The following is a 15,272-nucleotide window of genomic DNA, read 5'->3' as shown; positions in this document are numbered from 1 at the left end:
CCGATTAGAATTTTACCGACATCAGATTATCACACACGACATACTCTTTCTTTTCTGTGAGGCATCTTCGGCGGCTAATGGCTTTAATAGCAAGCGTTCTGTATGGAGTTCTGGTATTTGCATATGCACTTTTCCTTCCCAACGAAATATCTATTTCCGTTTTGCCTGATTTGCCTAAGAAGTTCAACCCACCAGCCCGCTGACAAAGTCCAGCAAGGCGCGGGTTTTCGCCGGAACGTGGTGCCGTGACGGGTAATAGGCGTAGAGCGGAAAACGGTGATCTGACCACGCCGGGAAGAGCGGCACCAGGCGCCCCGAAGAAACGTATTCCTCGCTGCCGAGTTCAAAAATCTGCACCACGCCGAGTCCGGCCAGGCAGGTGCTGAATGCGGTTTCCGCATCGTTGACCGTCAGCATGCCTCTGGGCTGGATCATCAGCTTCTTTTTCCCCTGGTGAAACTCCCAGGCGAACGGTTTCCCCGTCAGCGGCTCGCGGAATAAAATGCAGCGGTGCGGCTCGTTCTGAAGCTCCTGAGGCGTTTTCGGGTGACCAAAGCGCTGCAAATATTCGGGCGAGGCCATGGCAAAAACCCGCGTGTCGAACAGCTTTCTTGCTATCAGTGACGAAGACTGCGGATGACCAAAGCGCAGCGCAAGGTCAAAGCCGTCCGAGATAAGATCGCCCAGTTCATCGCGGCTGCGCAGCTCAATTTCCAGATCGGGGTTTTCATCCATAAAGGTGCCGAGGCGCGGCCCCAAAACCTGGCTGGCAAACAGCGGGTCAACGTTAACCCTCAGCCTGCCCCGAATTTTTTGCCTGCCCCCTGCGGCCTCGCCGGTAACGTCGGCCAGGGCGGCAATCAGCGGCATTACCTGTTCGTAGAACTCACGCCCTTCATCGGTCAGCCTGACCGAACGCGTGGTTCTCTCAAATACGCGGATCCCAAGCCTTGTTTCAAGGCGGGCAATCGCCCTGCTCACGCCGGACTGCGACATATCCAGCATCTCTGCGGCAGCGCCAAAACTCAGGGTATCGACAACCGCCGCCATCACGTCCACGCCTTCCAGCAACTGCGAACTTAATGCTCTCATTGGTGACTCCGGGTCATAAGTCTTATGCCTTTCATGCTATCGCATTCTGCCCTTCGCGACGCCACAATTTGCTCGTCATTTCGATCTGTTCACCTTTTCAGGATGGTTTTATGCAATCAAGCAGTACAAATATTGCTGCGCCGCATGGCGCGCATGTGTCCCGGGCCCGCAGTATCGCGGCGGTGCTGGCGCTCAGCCTCGGCTGTTTCACCTTTGTCAGCACCGAGCTGATGCCGGTTGGCGTACTGCCGGGCATGGCCGCCGGACTCAACGTTTCTCTGGGCGTGGCCGGTTATCTGGTCACCATTTTTGCTTTTATGGTGGCCCTCACCGCCGCCCCGCTCACCGGGCTGCTGGGGCACATTAACCGCAAAACGCTGATGGCTGGCCTGCTGGCCGCCTGCTTTGCCGGGAACCTGATTACCTGGCTGGCAACGGATTACTTTGTGGTATTCATTGGCCGTATTCTGGTGGCTGCGGCTATCGGCGTATTTTGGTCAACCGCCGTGGTCACCGCCGTGCATCTGGTGGCTTCACGCAATGCCGTGCGGGCAACGTCGGTTGTTTTTGGCGGTGTTTCTCTGGCAACGGTGCTGGGCGTGCCTGCGGGCACCATGCTGGGTGATTTCTACGGCTGGCGTTCCGTGTTCGCCGCGCTGTGTATCTTGTGCCTGGTGGTTTTCACGCTTATCGCCTGGTCAGTTCCTGCGGTGAGGATCGCCAAATCTGCCAAACGCGGGGCTATTTCCGCGGTGTTTAAAAGTGGCGCCTTGCTGGGTATTTTCGGCATCACCGCGCTGGTGGTCACCGCTAACTTCCTGGCCTACACCTACATTACGCCGTTCCTTGAGCAAATGGCCGGCCAGAGCGGCGGGCAAATCAGCATGCTGCTGCTGGTTTATGGCGCAGCGGGCGTTATCACCAACTTCGCCGTCGGGCCATTTGCCGCCCGTGCGCCACGCACAAGTCTGGGAATTGTTGCCGCCCTGTTCACCGCCAGCCTTGCCTGTCTTAATGCGGCAGCCGTCAGCCATACGGCCATCTTCATCACCATTGCGCTGTGGGGCGCGGCCTACGGCGCATTGCCGGTACTGTTGCAAACCCTGGTGTTTAAAGAAGCTTCTCGCCTGGAAGGCGGAGCCGATGCCGCAACCTCGGTCAACGTGTCGGTCTTTAACGCAGCCATCGGGCTGGGCTCTTTGACAGGCGGCCTGCTGATAAACCTGACCGGGCCTCGCCCCATTCCCTATGTTGCCGCCGCTTTTGCGCTGGCCGGGTTGCTCGCCGTGATGGTCACCCGTGAAAACAAAGCCCGTGGTGGCTGATAGCCCTGGCTTTCCGTTTGTCATTTTTTTGTCATTTCCAGGTCAGCACTTTGTTGGCCTCCGCTCGCTAAATTAGCCGTGACCCCCTTTGTTGAATCCTGAGGATACACCATGAAATTAAGCCATCTCTCTGCTATCGCCTCTCTCGTGCTTGCCGCGCTGGGCAGCTCCGTCGCTCATGCCGACACCACGCCAGCCCCCCAGGAAGTGAAGAATATCGTGCTGGTGCACGGCCTGTTTGCCGATGGCTCTAGCTGGGGCAAAGTTATCCCGCGGCTGCAGGCCAAAGGCCTGCACGTGACTGCGGTACAGAACCCAACTACCTCTCTGGATAACGATGTTGCCGCAGTGAAACGCACGCTGGCGCAGCAAGACGGCCCGGTTATTCTGGTGGCACACTCTTACGGCGGCATGGTCATTAGTCAGGCTGGCGATGAGCCTGAAGTTAAAGGCCTGGTGTATATCGCCGCCCGCGCGCCAGAAGCGGGTGAAGACTACCCGGCGCTCACCAAAAAATACCCTGCGGCTCCGGCTTCTGCTGGCCTGAAGTGGAGCGATGAAGGCTACGGTGCGCTGAGCGAGTCTGCGTTTGTGCATGATTTCGCCGGTGACCTGCCGGTGAAAGAAGCCGAAGCGTATTACGCAGTACAGCAGCCGATCGGTAAAGCCATCACCACGGCAAAAACCACGGTTGCCGCCTGGCACAACAAACCAACCTGGTATGCGGTCTCTACCGAAGACCGCACCATTAACCCGGATCTGGAGCGTTTCATGGCGAAGCGTATGCACGCTCAGACCATTGAGCTGAAGTCCAGCCACGTGTCGCTGATTTCTCAGCCAGAAGCGGTCGCTAACCTGATCATGAAAGCCGCACACGTGCCTGGATACTAAGGTTCACGCATCTTATACTGACGAGACTGGGGCGCCCTGCACGCCCTTTTCTCTCCTTTTAACAGGATCCCGCCGTTTGAAAATCCTCATCATTGAAGACGAAGCCAAAACCGCCTCCTATCTGGTCAGCGGGCTGAACGAAGCGGGCTATACCGCGGACTGGGCGGCCAACGGCATCGACGGCCTGCATCTGGCGCGGGAAGAAAGTTATGACCTGATTCTGCTGGACGTTATGCTGCCGGAAATGAACGGCTGGACGGTGATGGAGCGTTTACGCGCCCACAGCCAGACGCCGGTGCTGTTTCTCAGCGCGCGCGGCACGCTCGAAGACCGTTTACGCGGGCTTGGGCTGGGCGCCGATGAGTACCTGGTGAAACCTTTCTCCTTTGCCGAACTGCTGGCAAGGATCCGCATTATTTTACGCCGTGGCCAGCCGCTGGCTGAAGCCGAAGAAGTGCTGTCGCTGGCGGATCTGGTGGTGGACGTTGCGAAGTTCCGCTGCGAGCGAGAAGGTAAACGCATCACCTTGACCAACAAAGAGTTCAAGCTGCTGGTGTGCTTTCTGCAGCATCCGGGACAGGTTTTGTCGAGAACGTTTCTGGCTTCCCGCGTCTGGGATATGAACTTCGATAGCGACACCAACGTTGTGGACGTCGCGGTGCGCAGGCTGCGGCAAAAAGTGGACGATCCCTTTCCTGTGCGGCTGATCCATACCGTGCACGGCGTGGGCTACCGCTGCGAGCAAGAGTCATGAAGCGCGTCTCGCTGACCTTTCGCCTGGCCGTCCTGCTGGCGGCGTTCTCGTTCGTTGCTTTTACCGTGATGGGCAGCGTGCTTTATTACGCCCTCCGCCAGCAGCTGTCGATACGCGACGATGCCGCGCTGGTTTCCCGCGTGGACCAGATCAGCACGCTGCTGAGGGATCTTGACGCGCGGCAGCTGATCCGCGAAAAGCCCCATTTGTTTGCCAATATGCTGGGCAATACCGAATCGTTGCTGGTGATCCGCTATGTGGGCGGCGCTACGCTGCTGGAAGTGAACCCCATGCAGCGCGCGATTCCCGGCGTTACGGCAGTTGCTGCCAACCAGCGGCTGACGCTTGAGGCCGTGCATCACGCCAATAACGCGGACGGCACGCCGATGGTGTATATGGCCGCGATTAGCCCTTCTGCCAACGATTTACCACCGCTGGAGATTATCTCGGCGCGCGTACTGAGCGACAGAACTCATATCCTGGAAGAGTACCGCAACAAGATTATTCTCTTTGCCTCGATGATGGCGGCAATCTCCGTTGTGCTGGCGGTGATTTTTGCCCGTCGTGGCATTTCCCCTTTGCGCAGGCTGGCCGACCGCACGGCAAAAATCGGCACCAAAACGCTCTCTTCACGGCTTGATAAGCAGGATGTTCCGACCGAACTTGATACGCTGATCGACCAGATTAATGCCATGCTCGAACGCCTGGAACGCGGGTTCCAGCAGTTAAAACAGGTCAGCGCCGATATGGCCCACGACCTGCGCACGCCGATAACCACCCTGCTCGGCCAGACGGAAGTCGGCCTGGGCACCGCGAGGGACAACGCTTATTACCAGCGGCTGCTGGGCTCGAATTTTGAAGAGCTGCAGCGCATGTCGCGGATGATCGACAACATGCTGTTTCTGGCCCAGGCGGAGCAGCCTGACCAGGAGATCCAGCGGCTTCATATTGAGGTTGCCGAAGAGGTCCATCGTATCGGTGAGTATTTTGAGGACCTGGCCGCCGACCGTGACGTAACGATTCAAATTCGCGCCAGCGGAACGGTATATGCCGATGCCCTGCTGCTGCGCCGCGCTCTGGCGAACCTGCTTTCTAACGCGGTGCGCTTTGCACAGCCTGGTAGCGAGATTCTCATTGAGGCGACGCCAGCAGATAAAGGTCTGTCTATCGAGGTGATTAACCGCGGAGAGACGATTTCCCCTGCGCATCAGGAAAGGATTTTCGATCGTTTTTACCGCGCGGATCCTTCCCGTAACGACTCGGCGCACTCGAGCGGGCTTGGGTTATCCATCGTTAACTCCATCATGCAGCTGCATCAGGGCCGCTGCCGGGTTGAAAGTCAGGCTGGCGTAACCCGGTTTGGCTTATGGTTTCCTGGCCATCAGTAGCGCTGGTGGACGATGAACCGCGTGGTTTATGGGTGTCGGCGCACTATTTTGGCCGGAAGATAGCGCTGCAAAGGCTCCGGCGACTGCCCGTCAATCAGGTTGCTAATCAGCTCATAGCAATGAAAAGCCAGCTGGCGGTTATCCTGCTGAATGGTGTCGATTCGCACCGACAGCGAGTCGTAGAGATAGTGATCGTCAAAGCTTGCCAGATGGATATCGCTTTCCAGCAGGTTGTGCTGGCTCATGTAGCGCAGCACGCCTTCAAGCAGGCCGCAGGCGGCGGTGAACAGCGCCTTTGGCGGGCGGCCAAGCTGCGCGCAAAGTGCGGCAAAAGACTCATAGCCGGCACTCGGATGGTAGCTGCCGTGAATAATCCACTCCGGGCGCAACGCAACGCCTGCGCGGGTAAGTCCCTGAGTGAATCCTTCCAGGCGATCCCTCGTTGGCGATAATCTTGACTGCCCGCCCAGAAAGTAAAATTCATCCGCATGTTGGCGGGCAATAGGCTCAATCAGTTCGGCGGTAGGTTGCACAGAATCGGTGATAACCAGAGGCAGCGTGGTGTCGTTCATGTGCCTGTCGAACAGAACCACCGGCAGCTGTTCGCTCAGCTTGTGGTAATCCACCGCACTCAGCATGCTCGAAGCAACAATCAGGCCGTCTACCTGGCGCGCAATCATATTGCTGACCACCATGTTTTCCTGCCCCGGGTTTTCATCCGTGCAGGAGATAAGCAGCTGAACGCCCGCCTCGCGGCAGAGCATTTCCAGCTCGTGGGAGAAAACGGCGAAGCCGTAGTTGGTTATCTCCGGCACCACGAGACCAATGGTGTGGCTGCGATCGTCGCGCAGCGAACGCGCGTGAATGCTCGGCTGGTAGTGCTGCTGTTGCGCAATCGTCATGATGCGCTCGCGGGTAGCCTGCGCCACCCTCAGCTCTTTGCCTCGTCCATTGAGCACCAGGCTGGCGGTCGCCTTTGAAACGCCCGCCAGTTCGGCAATATCTTTAATCGTGACGCGTTTGGTTTTTTTCACAGCGCAACCGTGGCAGTTAGTCCAAACCCTCATTCTATCATGCAGGAACGCAGCGACCAGTAGCGCAACGTGACCTCCGACTCACCGTTGAAAGAGAGCCGCTCTGAAGATTGTGGAAAATAGCGGCTGCTCATCACGCCTTCCCCGTGATTGATAAAAATCTCTACGCTCGAGCTGTCGCAGAGGATCTGCAGGGAAGAAACCTTGCCGTGCCAGTAGCGGTATAGTGGCTCACCCGTCGCCAGGCCCGGACGCTGAAGCGTAATGCCCTGCCCGGTAACTTCTAGCGTCAGGCCGCCGCCAAAATGGATGCCCAGCTCGCCGCTCAGCTCTATCTGTAGCTCAAGACGTTTTGCCTCCAGCCCCGGTGCCAGGCTGGCTTCGCCCTGCCAGCGCTGTTCTGCTTCGCGAAGCTGAGCCAGTTCCGCAATCGGCTGTTGATAAAGCTTGCCGTTTTTAAGCGTCAGCTCCCGCAGGCAGGTCATCTGGTGGATCCAGCCATGCTCCCGCGTTGGCTGCAGCATCTCTTCCCCATCCGGTACGCCCATCCAGCCAACAAGCAAACGCCGTCCGTCCGGAGCCAGCGCCGTTTGCGGGGCGTAAAACTCAAAGCCGGCGTCCAGCTCGTTCAGCTCGCCGTGGTTAAATTTGGCCGAAGCGTAATCAAAGTCGCCGACCAGATATGCCGCCGGGTAAACGTTAAGAAAACGTTCAGCCCGGCGGGCAAGCCCCTGTGGGCAGCACAGCAGCAGGTGTTTACCGTCCAGCGGGAAAAGATCGGGGCATTCCCACATATAGCCTGCATCCGTAAGCCCGTTGACGCCGTGACCGGCGATTTCCCCCCTGCTCTCCCAGTCATGCAGGTTGGCAGAGGAAAACAGCAAAACCTTGCCTTGCTTGTGCAGATCCTGAGCGCCCAGCACCATGTACCAGACGCCTTCGTGCTGCCAGACCTTCGGGTCACGCACGTGGCCGCTGTAGCCCGCAGGCAGCGGCAAAACCGGGCCCACTTTGTCAAAACCGCCGTCGCTGTTTTCTACGGCGAGGCACTGCCAGGCCGTGCGGCTGCCGTCGTCAAACTTAACGTTGCCGGTGTAGCACAGCGTCAGCCTGCCTGCGTTATCAACGGCGCTGCCTGAGTAGCAGCCGTTGCGGTCGTAATCTTCATCCGGCATCAGCGCCAGCGGCTCGTGCCGCCACTGCACTAAATCTGCCGAACTCCAGTGGCCCCAGCACTTGTACTTGTGGTCGGCCGCCAGCGGGTTCCACTGATAAAACAGGTGCCAGCGCCCGGCAAACCAGGTGAATCCGTTGGGATCGTTCATTAACCCGGTCACCGGGGCGTGGTGCCACTGCGGGTAGTGGGTATCCTGCAGGGCCTTTGGCAGGCCTTTCATTACCGCCTGTAAGATGGCGGGCAGGCGGGAAGCTAACGTCATTATTCAGACTCCGCTTTGTATTTCAGCAGCAGCGAGAGAGCAAACGCCACGCCAAAGGCGATAACCATGCCGATAATGTAGTTCACCAGCGAACTGGCCTGCACGATGGCCATGCCCGGCAGCGCGGTTAAGCCCACAGCCGTCATGTAGACATGCACGGAGACCACCCAGGCCCCGCCCGCGGCGCCACCGATAAGCGCTGCAATAAAGGGTTTAACAAAGCGAAGGTTGATACCGAAGATGGCCGCCTCGGTAATGCCTAACATGGCCGAAAACGCCGAGGGCAGCGTGATGGCCTTGATTTTCGCGTCCCGGGTTTTAAACCACACCGCCAGGCAGGCACCGCCCTGCGCGACGTTCGCCATTGCCCAGATTGGCAGAAGGAAGTTGACGCCAATAGCCGGGTTGCCCAGCAGCCCGGCCTCAATGGCGTGGAAGCTGTGGTGGATGCCCGTTATCACAATCACCGAATACAGCCCGCCAAAGAGCAAACCGGCGAGCCAGCCCGCATGAGCTATGAGCGTGCTGAGTACCAGCGAGATGCCGTCACCCAGCGCCCGTCCGGCCGGGCCGATGATCAGCAGCGCAATAAAACCGGAAATAATGACGGTGAGGAACGGGGTCAGGATCAGGTCTAACGCATCGGGAATAACGCGGCGGAGCTGTTTTTCAACAATACTCATAAACCACACCGCCAGCAGCACCGGGAAGACCGTGCCCTGGTAGCCAATCATCGCCACTTCCAGCCCGAAGAAGTTCATGGTGTGGAACCCGGCGGCCACGCCCCAGGCGTTGGTTAACGCCGGGTGCGTTAAAATCCCGCCCAGCGTCGCGCCCAGATAAGGGTTGCCGCCGAATTCGCGGGCGGCCGTAAAGCCAATCAGAATAGGCAGGATAATAAACGCGGCGGAGCTGCACATATCCAGCATGATATAGAGCGCGTTGTCCGGGCTAACCCAGCCGTAGGTTTTCACCATCCCCAGCAGCCCCATCAGCAAACCAGAGGCTACAATGGCCGGGATGATGGGAACAAAAATGTTCGACAGCAAACGCGCTATGCGCTGGAACGGGTTCAGCTTTTTCGCCGCCAGATTTGCCGCCTCTGACTTGCTGGACTCCGCGATCCCTGCGGCCTGAATAAACGCGGCATACACCTTGTTGACCACGCCGGTGCCGAAGATGACCTGCATCTGCCCTGCGTTGCGAAAACACCCCTTCACCCCGTCAATTTTGCCGATCGCCTGCTGGTCTGCGAGCGCATCGTCAACCAGCACCAGCCGCAGCCGGGTGGCGCAGTGTGCCGCACTGGCGATGTTTTCTTTACCGCCCAGCAGCGGAATCAGCTCGCGGGCAATGTGATTGAAATCCATAGACACCTCTTAAACGCTTTATTGTTATTTCGTGGCTCTCCCGCCGCGGCGGGAGGCAAGTTCGTTAAAACCAGGTTTCCATCTGAACGCCAAAGTTCCATTCTCCGCCGGCGTTAAAGCCGCTGCTGCCGAAGGCGTCATTGCCGGCGTATTTGTCCAGCTTGCTGCTCCAGTCCATCCAGGTTGCAAACAGGCGCAGTTCAGGGCGGCTGAAGAAGTCGCCGATGCTGCCGGCCTTCAGCGTTGGGGCGAAAGTAAGCTTGTAGAAGCTGCCGTTGACCGCGTTGCGGTCTTTGTAACCTTCAGGTTTAAGATCCATGTACTGATAGCTGCCCTCGAAGGCCAGGGCAAAGTTTTGCGTCACCTCTTTAATAAGCCGCGCGTTGACCGTCGCCCACTGATAGCTGTCGCCCTTCACGTAGCGATCTTTACTGCTTTGTGCCAGCAATGCCGGGGCAATATGCCAGCCGCCGCCAATAGGCGTCACGCCAAAGCTCGCAAAGCGCCAGGTATTTGCCTCCGACAGCAGCGCGCCGTCTGAGCCAATGCCCTTCACCTCTGCCCCAAGGCCGTGGCCGTAAAGCAGCGCGGTTTTGGCGCTACCTTCGCGCAGGCCGTAGAAGCTGTCATTATGCAGCCCCACCAGGGTATGCACGCCGGTATTCGCCGCTTCTTTTTGAATCAGATCGCCGTTTGCATCTTTGCGGTCGTCGTTGTCTTTCGCCCGCAGCCCCGTCACCATCAGCTGGAACGGCCCGGCAAAGTGATTCATGGTCAGCATATAGTTCTGGACGGTGTTGCCGGTGTCCTCGAGGTTGCCGAAGTTACGGCCATAGACCGCAAAGTTACTGCGCAGGCCGTCATTCCATTTCACGTCATACACGCCGCCGCCGGTACCCGCGAGGAACACCACGTCCGAGTCGAGCCAGTGAATGTCGAAGTTGTCCCGGTCAAAGCGCTTACCTGCCCACCAGGTACTGCCTTTAAGCGGGCCGTCGAAACCGGGCAGGTTGCCCAGCTCGGCAAAAGCCTGGCGAATGTTCAGGTCGCTTGAGTCTGCCGACCAGTCGTTATAGGTTTTTTGCCCGTCAGCCAGCATGGCCTTAAAGCGGGTGGTTGTGCCGTTGTCGAGCGTCTGGCGATGCTCCAGATTTAGCTCAACGTAGGTATCCGCTTCGTTACCCAGGCGCCCTACCGCGCCGCCGGTTTCCCCTGCGGGGGTTAAATAAGGGCCGCTTTTGCTGCTGGAAGCAGAATCGTTCATTAGCAGGCCTGAACGCGCGTACCCGTGGAACTCAAAGCCATTTTGTTTATCCGCTTTAGATTCCAGCCTGGCGGTGCGTTCAGCAACTTCTTTGGTCGTCGCCTGAGTTTGTTGCTGCTGAGAAGCGAGCTGTTGAGCTTTGTTTTCAGCCACGGTTGCGCGTTTCTCGGCCGCCTGTGCGCGGCTTTCCGCATCCTGTAATCGCTGTTCCATCGCCGCAAGGCGTGATTCGATGCTGCTTAAATCCGTGGCGGCCTGTACGGAGGCCGTGCCGACCAGCAGCGCTATCATCACCGCCAGTTTGCTTTTCTGATACATGTTCGTCGTGTCCCTGAGAGGCTAATGTCAGTTATTTTGCTAAACCGGTTTAGTCAAAAAAGGGTAACCAGGCCCGAATGCTGAAAGCAATGAATTTGGCTAAACCGATTTAGTAAATGTGACAGGCACGACAATCAGAATATATTTTACCCGGCTACAGCGACTGCTCGACTTCCTCGCGACGCGGTAAGGCGGTCATCGCGCCTTTCGCCGTCGTCGCCAGCGCGCCGCAAAGCTGCGCCTGAGCGACAATCTCGGCCAGCTGCCGTTCGCTTTCGGGTAATCCCTGAGCCGCCAGGCCGCTGAGCAGCCCGGCGACGAAGGCATCACCCGCGCCGGTGGTGTCCACGCAAACTACGGGCCTGGCGTCAAAGTGATAGATTTCCCCCCGGTAGTAGACCAGCACGCCATCCTTGCCCTGCGTCACCAGCAGGAGGCTCATCTGATAGCGACCGGCCAGCTCGGTAATACCTTCCCGAAGGTCAGCTTTGCCGCTGATAAAAATCAGCTCTTCAACGGAAAGCTTCACGACATCGGCCAGCAGCAAGGCTCTGATCAGGCATGCCTGAAGCTCGGCGGCGTTGTGCCACAGATCGGTGCGGATATTGGGGTCAAAGCTCACCTGGCCGCCGGCTTTTTTAATCTGCTCCATCGCTGAAAACGTGGTGCTTCGGCTGGGCTCTGCGCTAAGGGCTATCGAGCAGACGTGCAGCCACTGGTGGTGCCTGAAGGACGGGATATCGCCCGATTCAAGGAATAAATCCGCACCGGGGCGAACCATGAAGGTGAACGTTCGTTCGCCGTGCTCGTCAAGATCGACCACCACGGTGGAGGTTCTATGGTCTGCATCCAGACGCATAAAATCGATGTTTACGTTTTCGTCTTTAAGGGTTTGCCGCATAAAACGACCAAAGGGATCGTCCCCTACGCGGCCGATAAATCCGCTGCTGCCGCCGAGGCGAGCAATGCCTACGGCGACGTTGGCCGGCGCGCCACCCGGGCATTGCAATAGTCGGCCGTTGCCGTCCGGAAGCAGGTCGACAACCGCGTCTCCAAGAACCCAAACCTGTACGCTCATGGTATCTCCATTCTCAAGCTAAAATTTGCTAAACTGGTTTAGCTATTTAAACACACTCGGAGAACGCGCTGAAACAAAATTCCTGATGATTTGGGGGACTTGTGTAACCAAAGTTCTTAGTCTGGCTGTGTCAGATGCCAAACCGCTGTGCCATAATATCGCGCGACAACTCACCGAATGAGCCTTATTGGCAAGACGTTACGTCGAAAAAAGAGTATGCACATGGACATCAAACCTAAAAAACATCGTTCGCTTTACATCCCTTACGCCGGACCCGTTTTACTTGAATTCCCCCTGCTGAATAAAGGCAGCGCTTTTAGCATCGAAGAGCGCCGCAACTTCAACCTGCTTGGCCTGCTGCCGGAAGTGGTTGAAACCATCGAAGAACAAGCGGAACGCGCCTGGATCCAATACCAGGGCTTCAAAACCGAAATCGACAAGCACATCTACCTGCGCAACATTCAGGACACCAACGAAACGCTGTTCTACCGCCTGGTTGAAAATCATCTGGAAGAGATGATGCCGGTGATTTACACCCCGACCGTCGGCGCGGCCTGCGAACGCTTCTCCGAAATTTATCGTCGTTCCCGTGGCGTGTTCATCAACTATGAAAATCGTCACCACATGGACGATATTCTGCAGAACGTGCCTAACCACAACATTAAAGTGATCGTGGTGACCGACGGCGAGCGTATTCTCGGCCTCGGCGATCAGGGCATCGGCGGCATGGGCATTCCGATCGGTAAGCTTTCGCTCTACACCGCCTGTGGCGGCATCAGCCCGGCTTACACCCTGCCGGTGGTGCTGGACGTAGGGACCAATAATCAGCAACTGCTGAATGACCCGCTGTATATGGGCTCTCGCCACCCGCGTATTACCGGCGACGACTACTACGAATTCGTGGATGAATTTATTCAGGCCGTGCGCCACCGCTGGCCGGACGTGCTGCTGCAGTTCGAAGACTTCGCGCAGAAAAACGCCATGCCGCTGCTGACCCGTTACCGGGACGAAATCTGTTCGTTTAACGACGACATTCAGGGCACCGCGGCGGTAACCGTCGGCACGCTGATCGCCGCCAGCCGTGCGGCAGGCAGCCAGCTCAACCAGCAGAAAATCGTCTTCCTGGGCGCAGGCTCTGCAGGCTGTGGCATCGCCGAGCAAATCATCGCTCAGATGCAGCGCGAAGGGCTGAGCGAAGAAGCCGCCCGCAGTAACGTGTTCATGGTCGACCGCTTCGGCCTGCTGACCGACAACATGCCTAACCTGCTCTCCTTCCAGACTAAACTGGTGCAGAGTCGCGAAAGCCTGTCTGCGTGGGATCTGGAAAACGAAGCGATTTCGCTGCTGGACGTGGTGCGTAACGCGAAGCCAAATATTCTTATCGGCGTTTCTGGCCAGACCGGCCTGTTCACCGAAGAGATCATCCGCGAAATGCACAAGCACTGTGCCCGCCCAATCGTGATGCCGCTGTCCAACCCAACCTCCCGCGTGGAAGCAACTCCGCAGGATATCATCACCTGGACCGACGGCGCCGCGCTGGTGGCCACCGGCAGCCCGTTTGCGCCGGTGAGCTGGAAAGACAAAACCTATCCTATCGCCCAGTGTAACAACGCCTACATCTTCCCGGGCATTGGCCTGGGGGTGATTGCCTCCGGTGCGTCACGCATTACCGACGAAATGCTGATGGCGGCCAGCGAGTCCCTGGCGCAGCACTCTCCGCTGCTGAACGACGGTGAAGGCATGGTGCTGCCTGAGCTGAAGGATATCCAGAAAGTGTCCCGTGCGATCGCTTTTGCGGTGGCGAAAATTGCCCAGCAGCAAGGCGTGGCGGTGGTGACCTCTGCCGAAGCCCTGAAGCAGGCGATTGATGAGAACTTCTGGCAGCCGGAATACCGCGATTACCGCCGGACGTCTATTTAACGAAGTCATCGTGAAAGCCTTTCAAACCCGCCTTTTGGCGGGTTTTTTACTTTTGATTCCGCACTTTAATGAAGTCCACAAAGCACGGAAAGCGGCGGAGGGATGCCTGCGGTTCTTGAAATCACGGTTTCTTATACGAATAGCTCAACAGAATCGGATCGTCAGGAATCTGCGTAAACTGCGTAATTATCTGGTGGTAATCCGCCGTAGGGTCAAGATCCTGCAATTTTTGCGGATACAGGTCTTTGGCTAAAATCTCCATCCCGATGATGTTATACGGGTGATTATAGAAGTGGTGGTAAACGCCATACACTTTGCCCTCTTTTACCGGCTCAATGCTCTGGAACGTGGTACGAGCCAGCAGCTTATCAAAGGTCGCATTCACTTCCTGCGGCGTGCCGCCATAGCCAAACGGCAGTACGCTTGGGTTCGGGCGTTTGGAGCCAGACATAATATAGACGTCAGGCTTCATGGCGATTATCTGCTCCATCGACACAAATCCTGCGCTGCCCGGCAGCAGCGTAGAGCCAATATTCTTCCCGCCTACGGCTTCGACCAGCGCCCCCCAACCGTTATGCCCGTGGGTGAAACAGCAGTTTTCGGTGTTGCCGGCAATCGGCTCAATAAATACGGTCGGTTTATTTTTAACGTCGGCGGTAACCTGCTGGATATGGGTCAGGTGCTGCTGATAATAATCGGTGTACTCTTTCGCTCGTTTTTCCTGATTAAGCACGGTGCCGAGCAGCTTCACGCTGTTGGCGGTGTTTTCCACCGGGTGCAGCTCATAATCAACAAACACTACGGGAATATTCAGTTTCTTAAGTGACTTAATGACGCCGGTTTGCTCGAGCGCGGGCTTGGCTCGCAGTTGCGCAATCATGATGTCCGGCTGCTGGGCCAGCACGCTCTCAAGGTTAACCTCGCCCTGATCGCTAAAGCCCATATCAATAATCTTCGTGGCCTCTGGCCATTTGCGCTTCAGTACGTCCCAGGTTTGGGTATCCTGCTTTTTCGGCAGGTTATTCCAGGCCACGACGCGCTTGAACGGATCTTCGCGGTCGAGCAGTGCGAGGGAAAGAATGTCGCGTCCGTCCTGCAAAATGACGTGCTGCGGTTCTTTTTTGATAGTAATGCGCTGGTTATCCATGTCGGTAACCGTGATGGGATACGTTGTTGCACCGCAGCCTGCCGAAGCGAGCAGTAACCCTGTCAGGACAAAATTTGCTTTCATTGATTGATGCTCTCCATGAGAAAGAGATTAGTTATTATTACTATTTATATTAATAAAGCCTTAATTCTCCCCGGCATGGCAAGCGCTCATTGGTTTAATTTTATTACGTGACAACGTCACTTAAACTCCATTTGGATTGTAAACATAACGATACACACACCGTAATCC

Annotated in this window: 12 protein-coding genes; 5 read left to right on the top strand and 7 right to left on the bottom strand. The window is 57.1% G+C overall.

Annotated elements, in window-relative coordinates; genetic code table 11:
* Positions 1-183 precede the first annotated feature (183 nt).
* A complete protein-coding gene (locus tag JT31_RS01025) occupies positions 184-1,092 on the bottom strand; it encodes a LysR family transcriptional regulator (protein ID WP_038472309.1) in 909 nt (302 codons plus the stop codon).
* A 110-nt stretch (positions 1,093-1,202) separates the two neighbouring features.
* On the opposite strand from JT31_RS01025, the gene JT31_RS01020 reads away from it, so the two are divergent.
* From JT31_RS01020 to JT31_RS01005, 4 genes are all read left to right on the top strand, one after another.
* Positions 1,203-2,417, top strand: coding sequence for an MFS transporter (locus JT31_RS01020; RefSeq protein ID WP_038472307.1), 1,215 nt, complete (start codon positions 1,203-1,205; stop codon positions 2,415-2,417).
* A gap of 111 nt (positions 2,418-2,528) precedes the next feature.
* Positions 2,529-3,308 (top strand): alpha/beta fold hydrolase, encoded by a 780-nt coding sequence (locus JT31_RS01015; RefSeq protein ID WP_038472306.1) that lies wholly within the window; start codon positions 2,529-2,531, stop codon positions 3,306-3,308.
* A 76-nt stretch (positions 3,309-3,384) separates the two neighbouring features.
* Positions 3,385-4,062 (top strand): heavy metal response regulator transcription factor, encoded by a 678-nt coding sequence (locus JT31_RS01010; RefSeq protein ID WP_038472304.1) that lies wholly within the window; start codon positions 3,385-3,387, stop codon positions 4,060-4,062.
* Positions 4,059-5,450 (top strand): heavy metal sensor histidine kinase, encoded by a 1,392-nt coding sequence (locus JT31_RS01005; RefSeq protein ID WP_038472303.1) that lies wholly within the window; start codon positions 4,059-4,061, stop codon positions 5,448-5,450. Before JT31_RS01010 ends, JT31_RS01005 begins: the two co-directional genes overlap by 4 nt.
* A gap of 26 nt (positions 5,451-5,476) precedes the next feature.
* Here JT31_RS01005 and JT31_RS01000 read toward each other — a convergent pair whose 3' ends face one another.
* From JT31_RS01000 to JT31_RS00980, 5 genes are all read right to left on the bottom strand, one after another.
* Entirely contained in the window at positions 5,477-6,484 is a 1,008-nt protein-coding gene (locus tag JT31_RS01000; RefSeq protein ID WP_038472300.1) for a LacI family DNA-binding transcriptional regulator, read from the bottom strand.
* A gap of 29 nt (positions 6,485-6,513) precedes the next feature.
* Positions 6,514-7,923, bottom strand: a complete 1,410-nt coding sequence (locus tag JT31_RS00995; RefSeq protein ID WP_038472298.1) for a sucrose-6-phosphate hydrolase — start codon at positions 7,921-7,923, stop codon at positions 6,514-6,516.
* A complete protein-coding gene (locus JT31_RS00990; protein WP_038472295.1) occupies positions 7,923-9,293 on the bottom strand; it encodes a sucrose-specific PTS transporter subunit IIBC in 1,371 nt (456 codons plus the stop codon). The genes JT31_RS00995 and JT31_RS00990 overlap by 1 nt, the downstream gene beginning before the upstream one ends.
* A gap of 64 nt (positions 9,294-9,357) precedes the next feature.
* A complete protein-coding gene (locus JT31_RS00985; protein WP_038472292.1) occupies positions 9,358-10,875 on the bottom strand; it encodes a carbohydrate porin in 1,518 nt (505 codons plus the stop codon).
* A gap of 154 nt (positions 10,876-11,029) precedes the next feature.
* Positions 11,030-11,953 carry an aminoimidazole riboside kinase gene (locus tag JT31_RS00980; RefSeq protein ID WP_038472290.1) on the bottom strand — a complete coding sequence of 308 codons (924 nt, stop codon included), beginning with the start codon at positions 11,951-11,953 and terminating at the stop codon, positions 11,030-11,032.
* A gap of 222 nt (positions 11,954-12,175) precedes the next feature.
* On the opposite strand from JT31_RS00980, the gene JT31_RS00975 reads away from it, so the two are divergent.
* On the top strand, positions 12,176-13,873 hold the full coding sequence (locus JT31_RS00975; RefSeq protein WP_038472287.1) for an NAD-dependent malic enzyme: 1,698 nt from the start codon (positions 12,176-12,178) through the stop codon (positions 13,871-13,873).
* 121 nt (positions 13,874-13,994) lie between these two features.
* Here the strand turns inward: JT31_RS00975 and JT31_RS00970 are convergent, their stop codons facing one another.
* The gene (locus JT31_RS00970; RefSeq protein WP_038472286.1) at positions 13,995-15,104 is read right to left on the bottom strand and encodes an ABC transporter substrate-binding protein; all 1,110 of its coding nucleotides are present in this window, start codon (positions 15,102-15,104) and stop codon (positions 13,995-13,997) included.
* Between the last annotated feature and the right edge of the window lie 168 nt (positions 15,105-15,272).

It is taken from the genome of Cedecea neteri, from assembly GCF_000757825.1.
Lineage (GTDB): Bacteria > Pseudomonadota > Gammaproteobacteria > Enterobacterales > Enterobacteriaceae > Cedecea > Cedecea selenatireducens.
The sequence above is the reverse complement of the archived record's forward strand: the minus strand, read 5'-3'. Positions and strand labels throughout refer to the sequence as shown.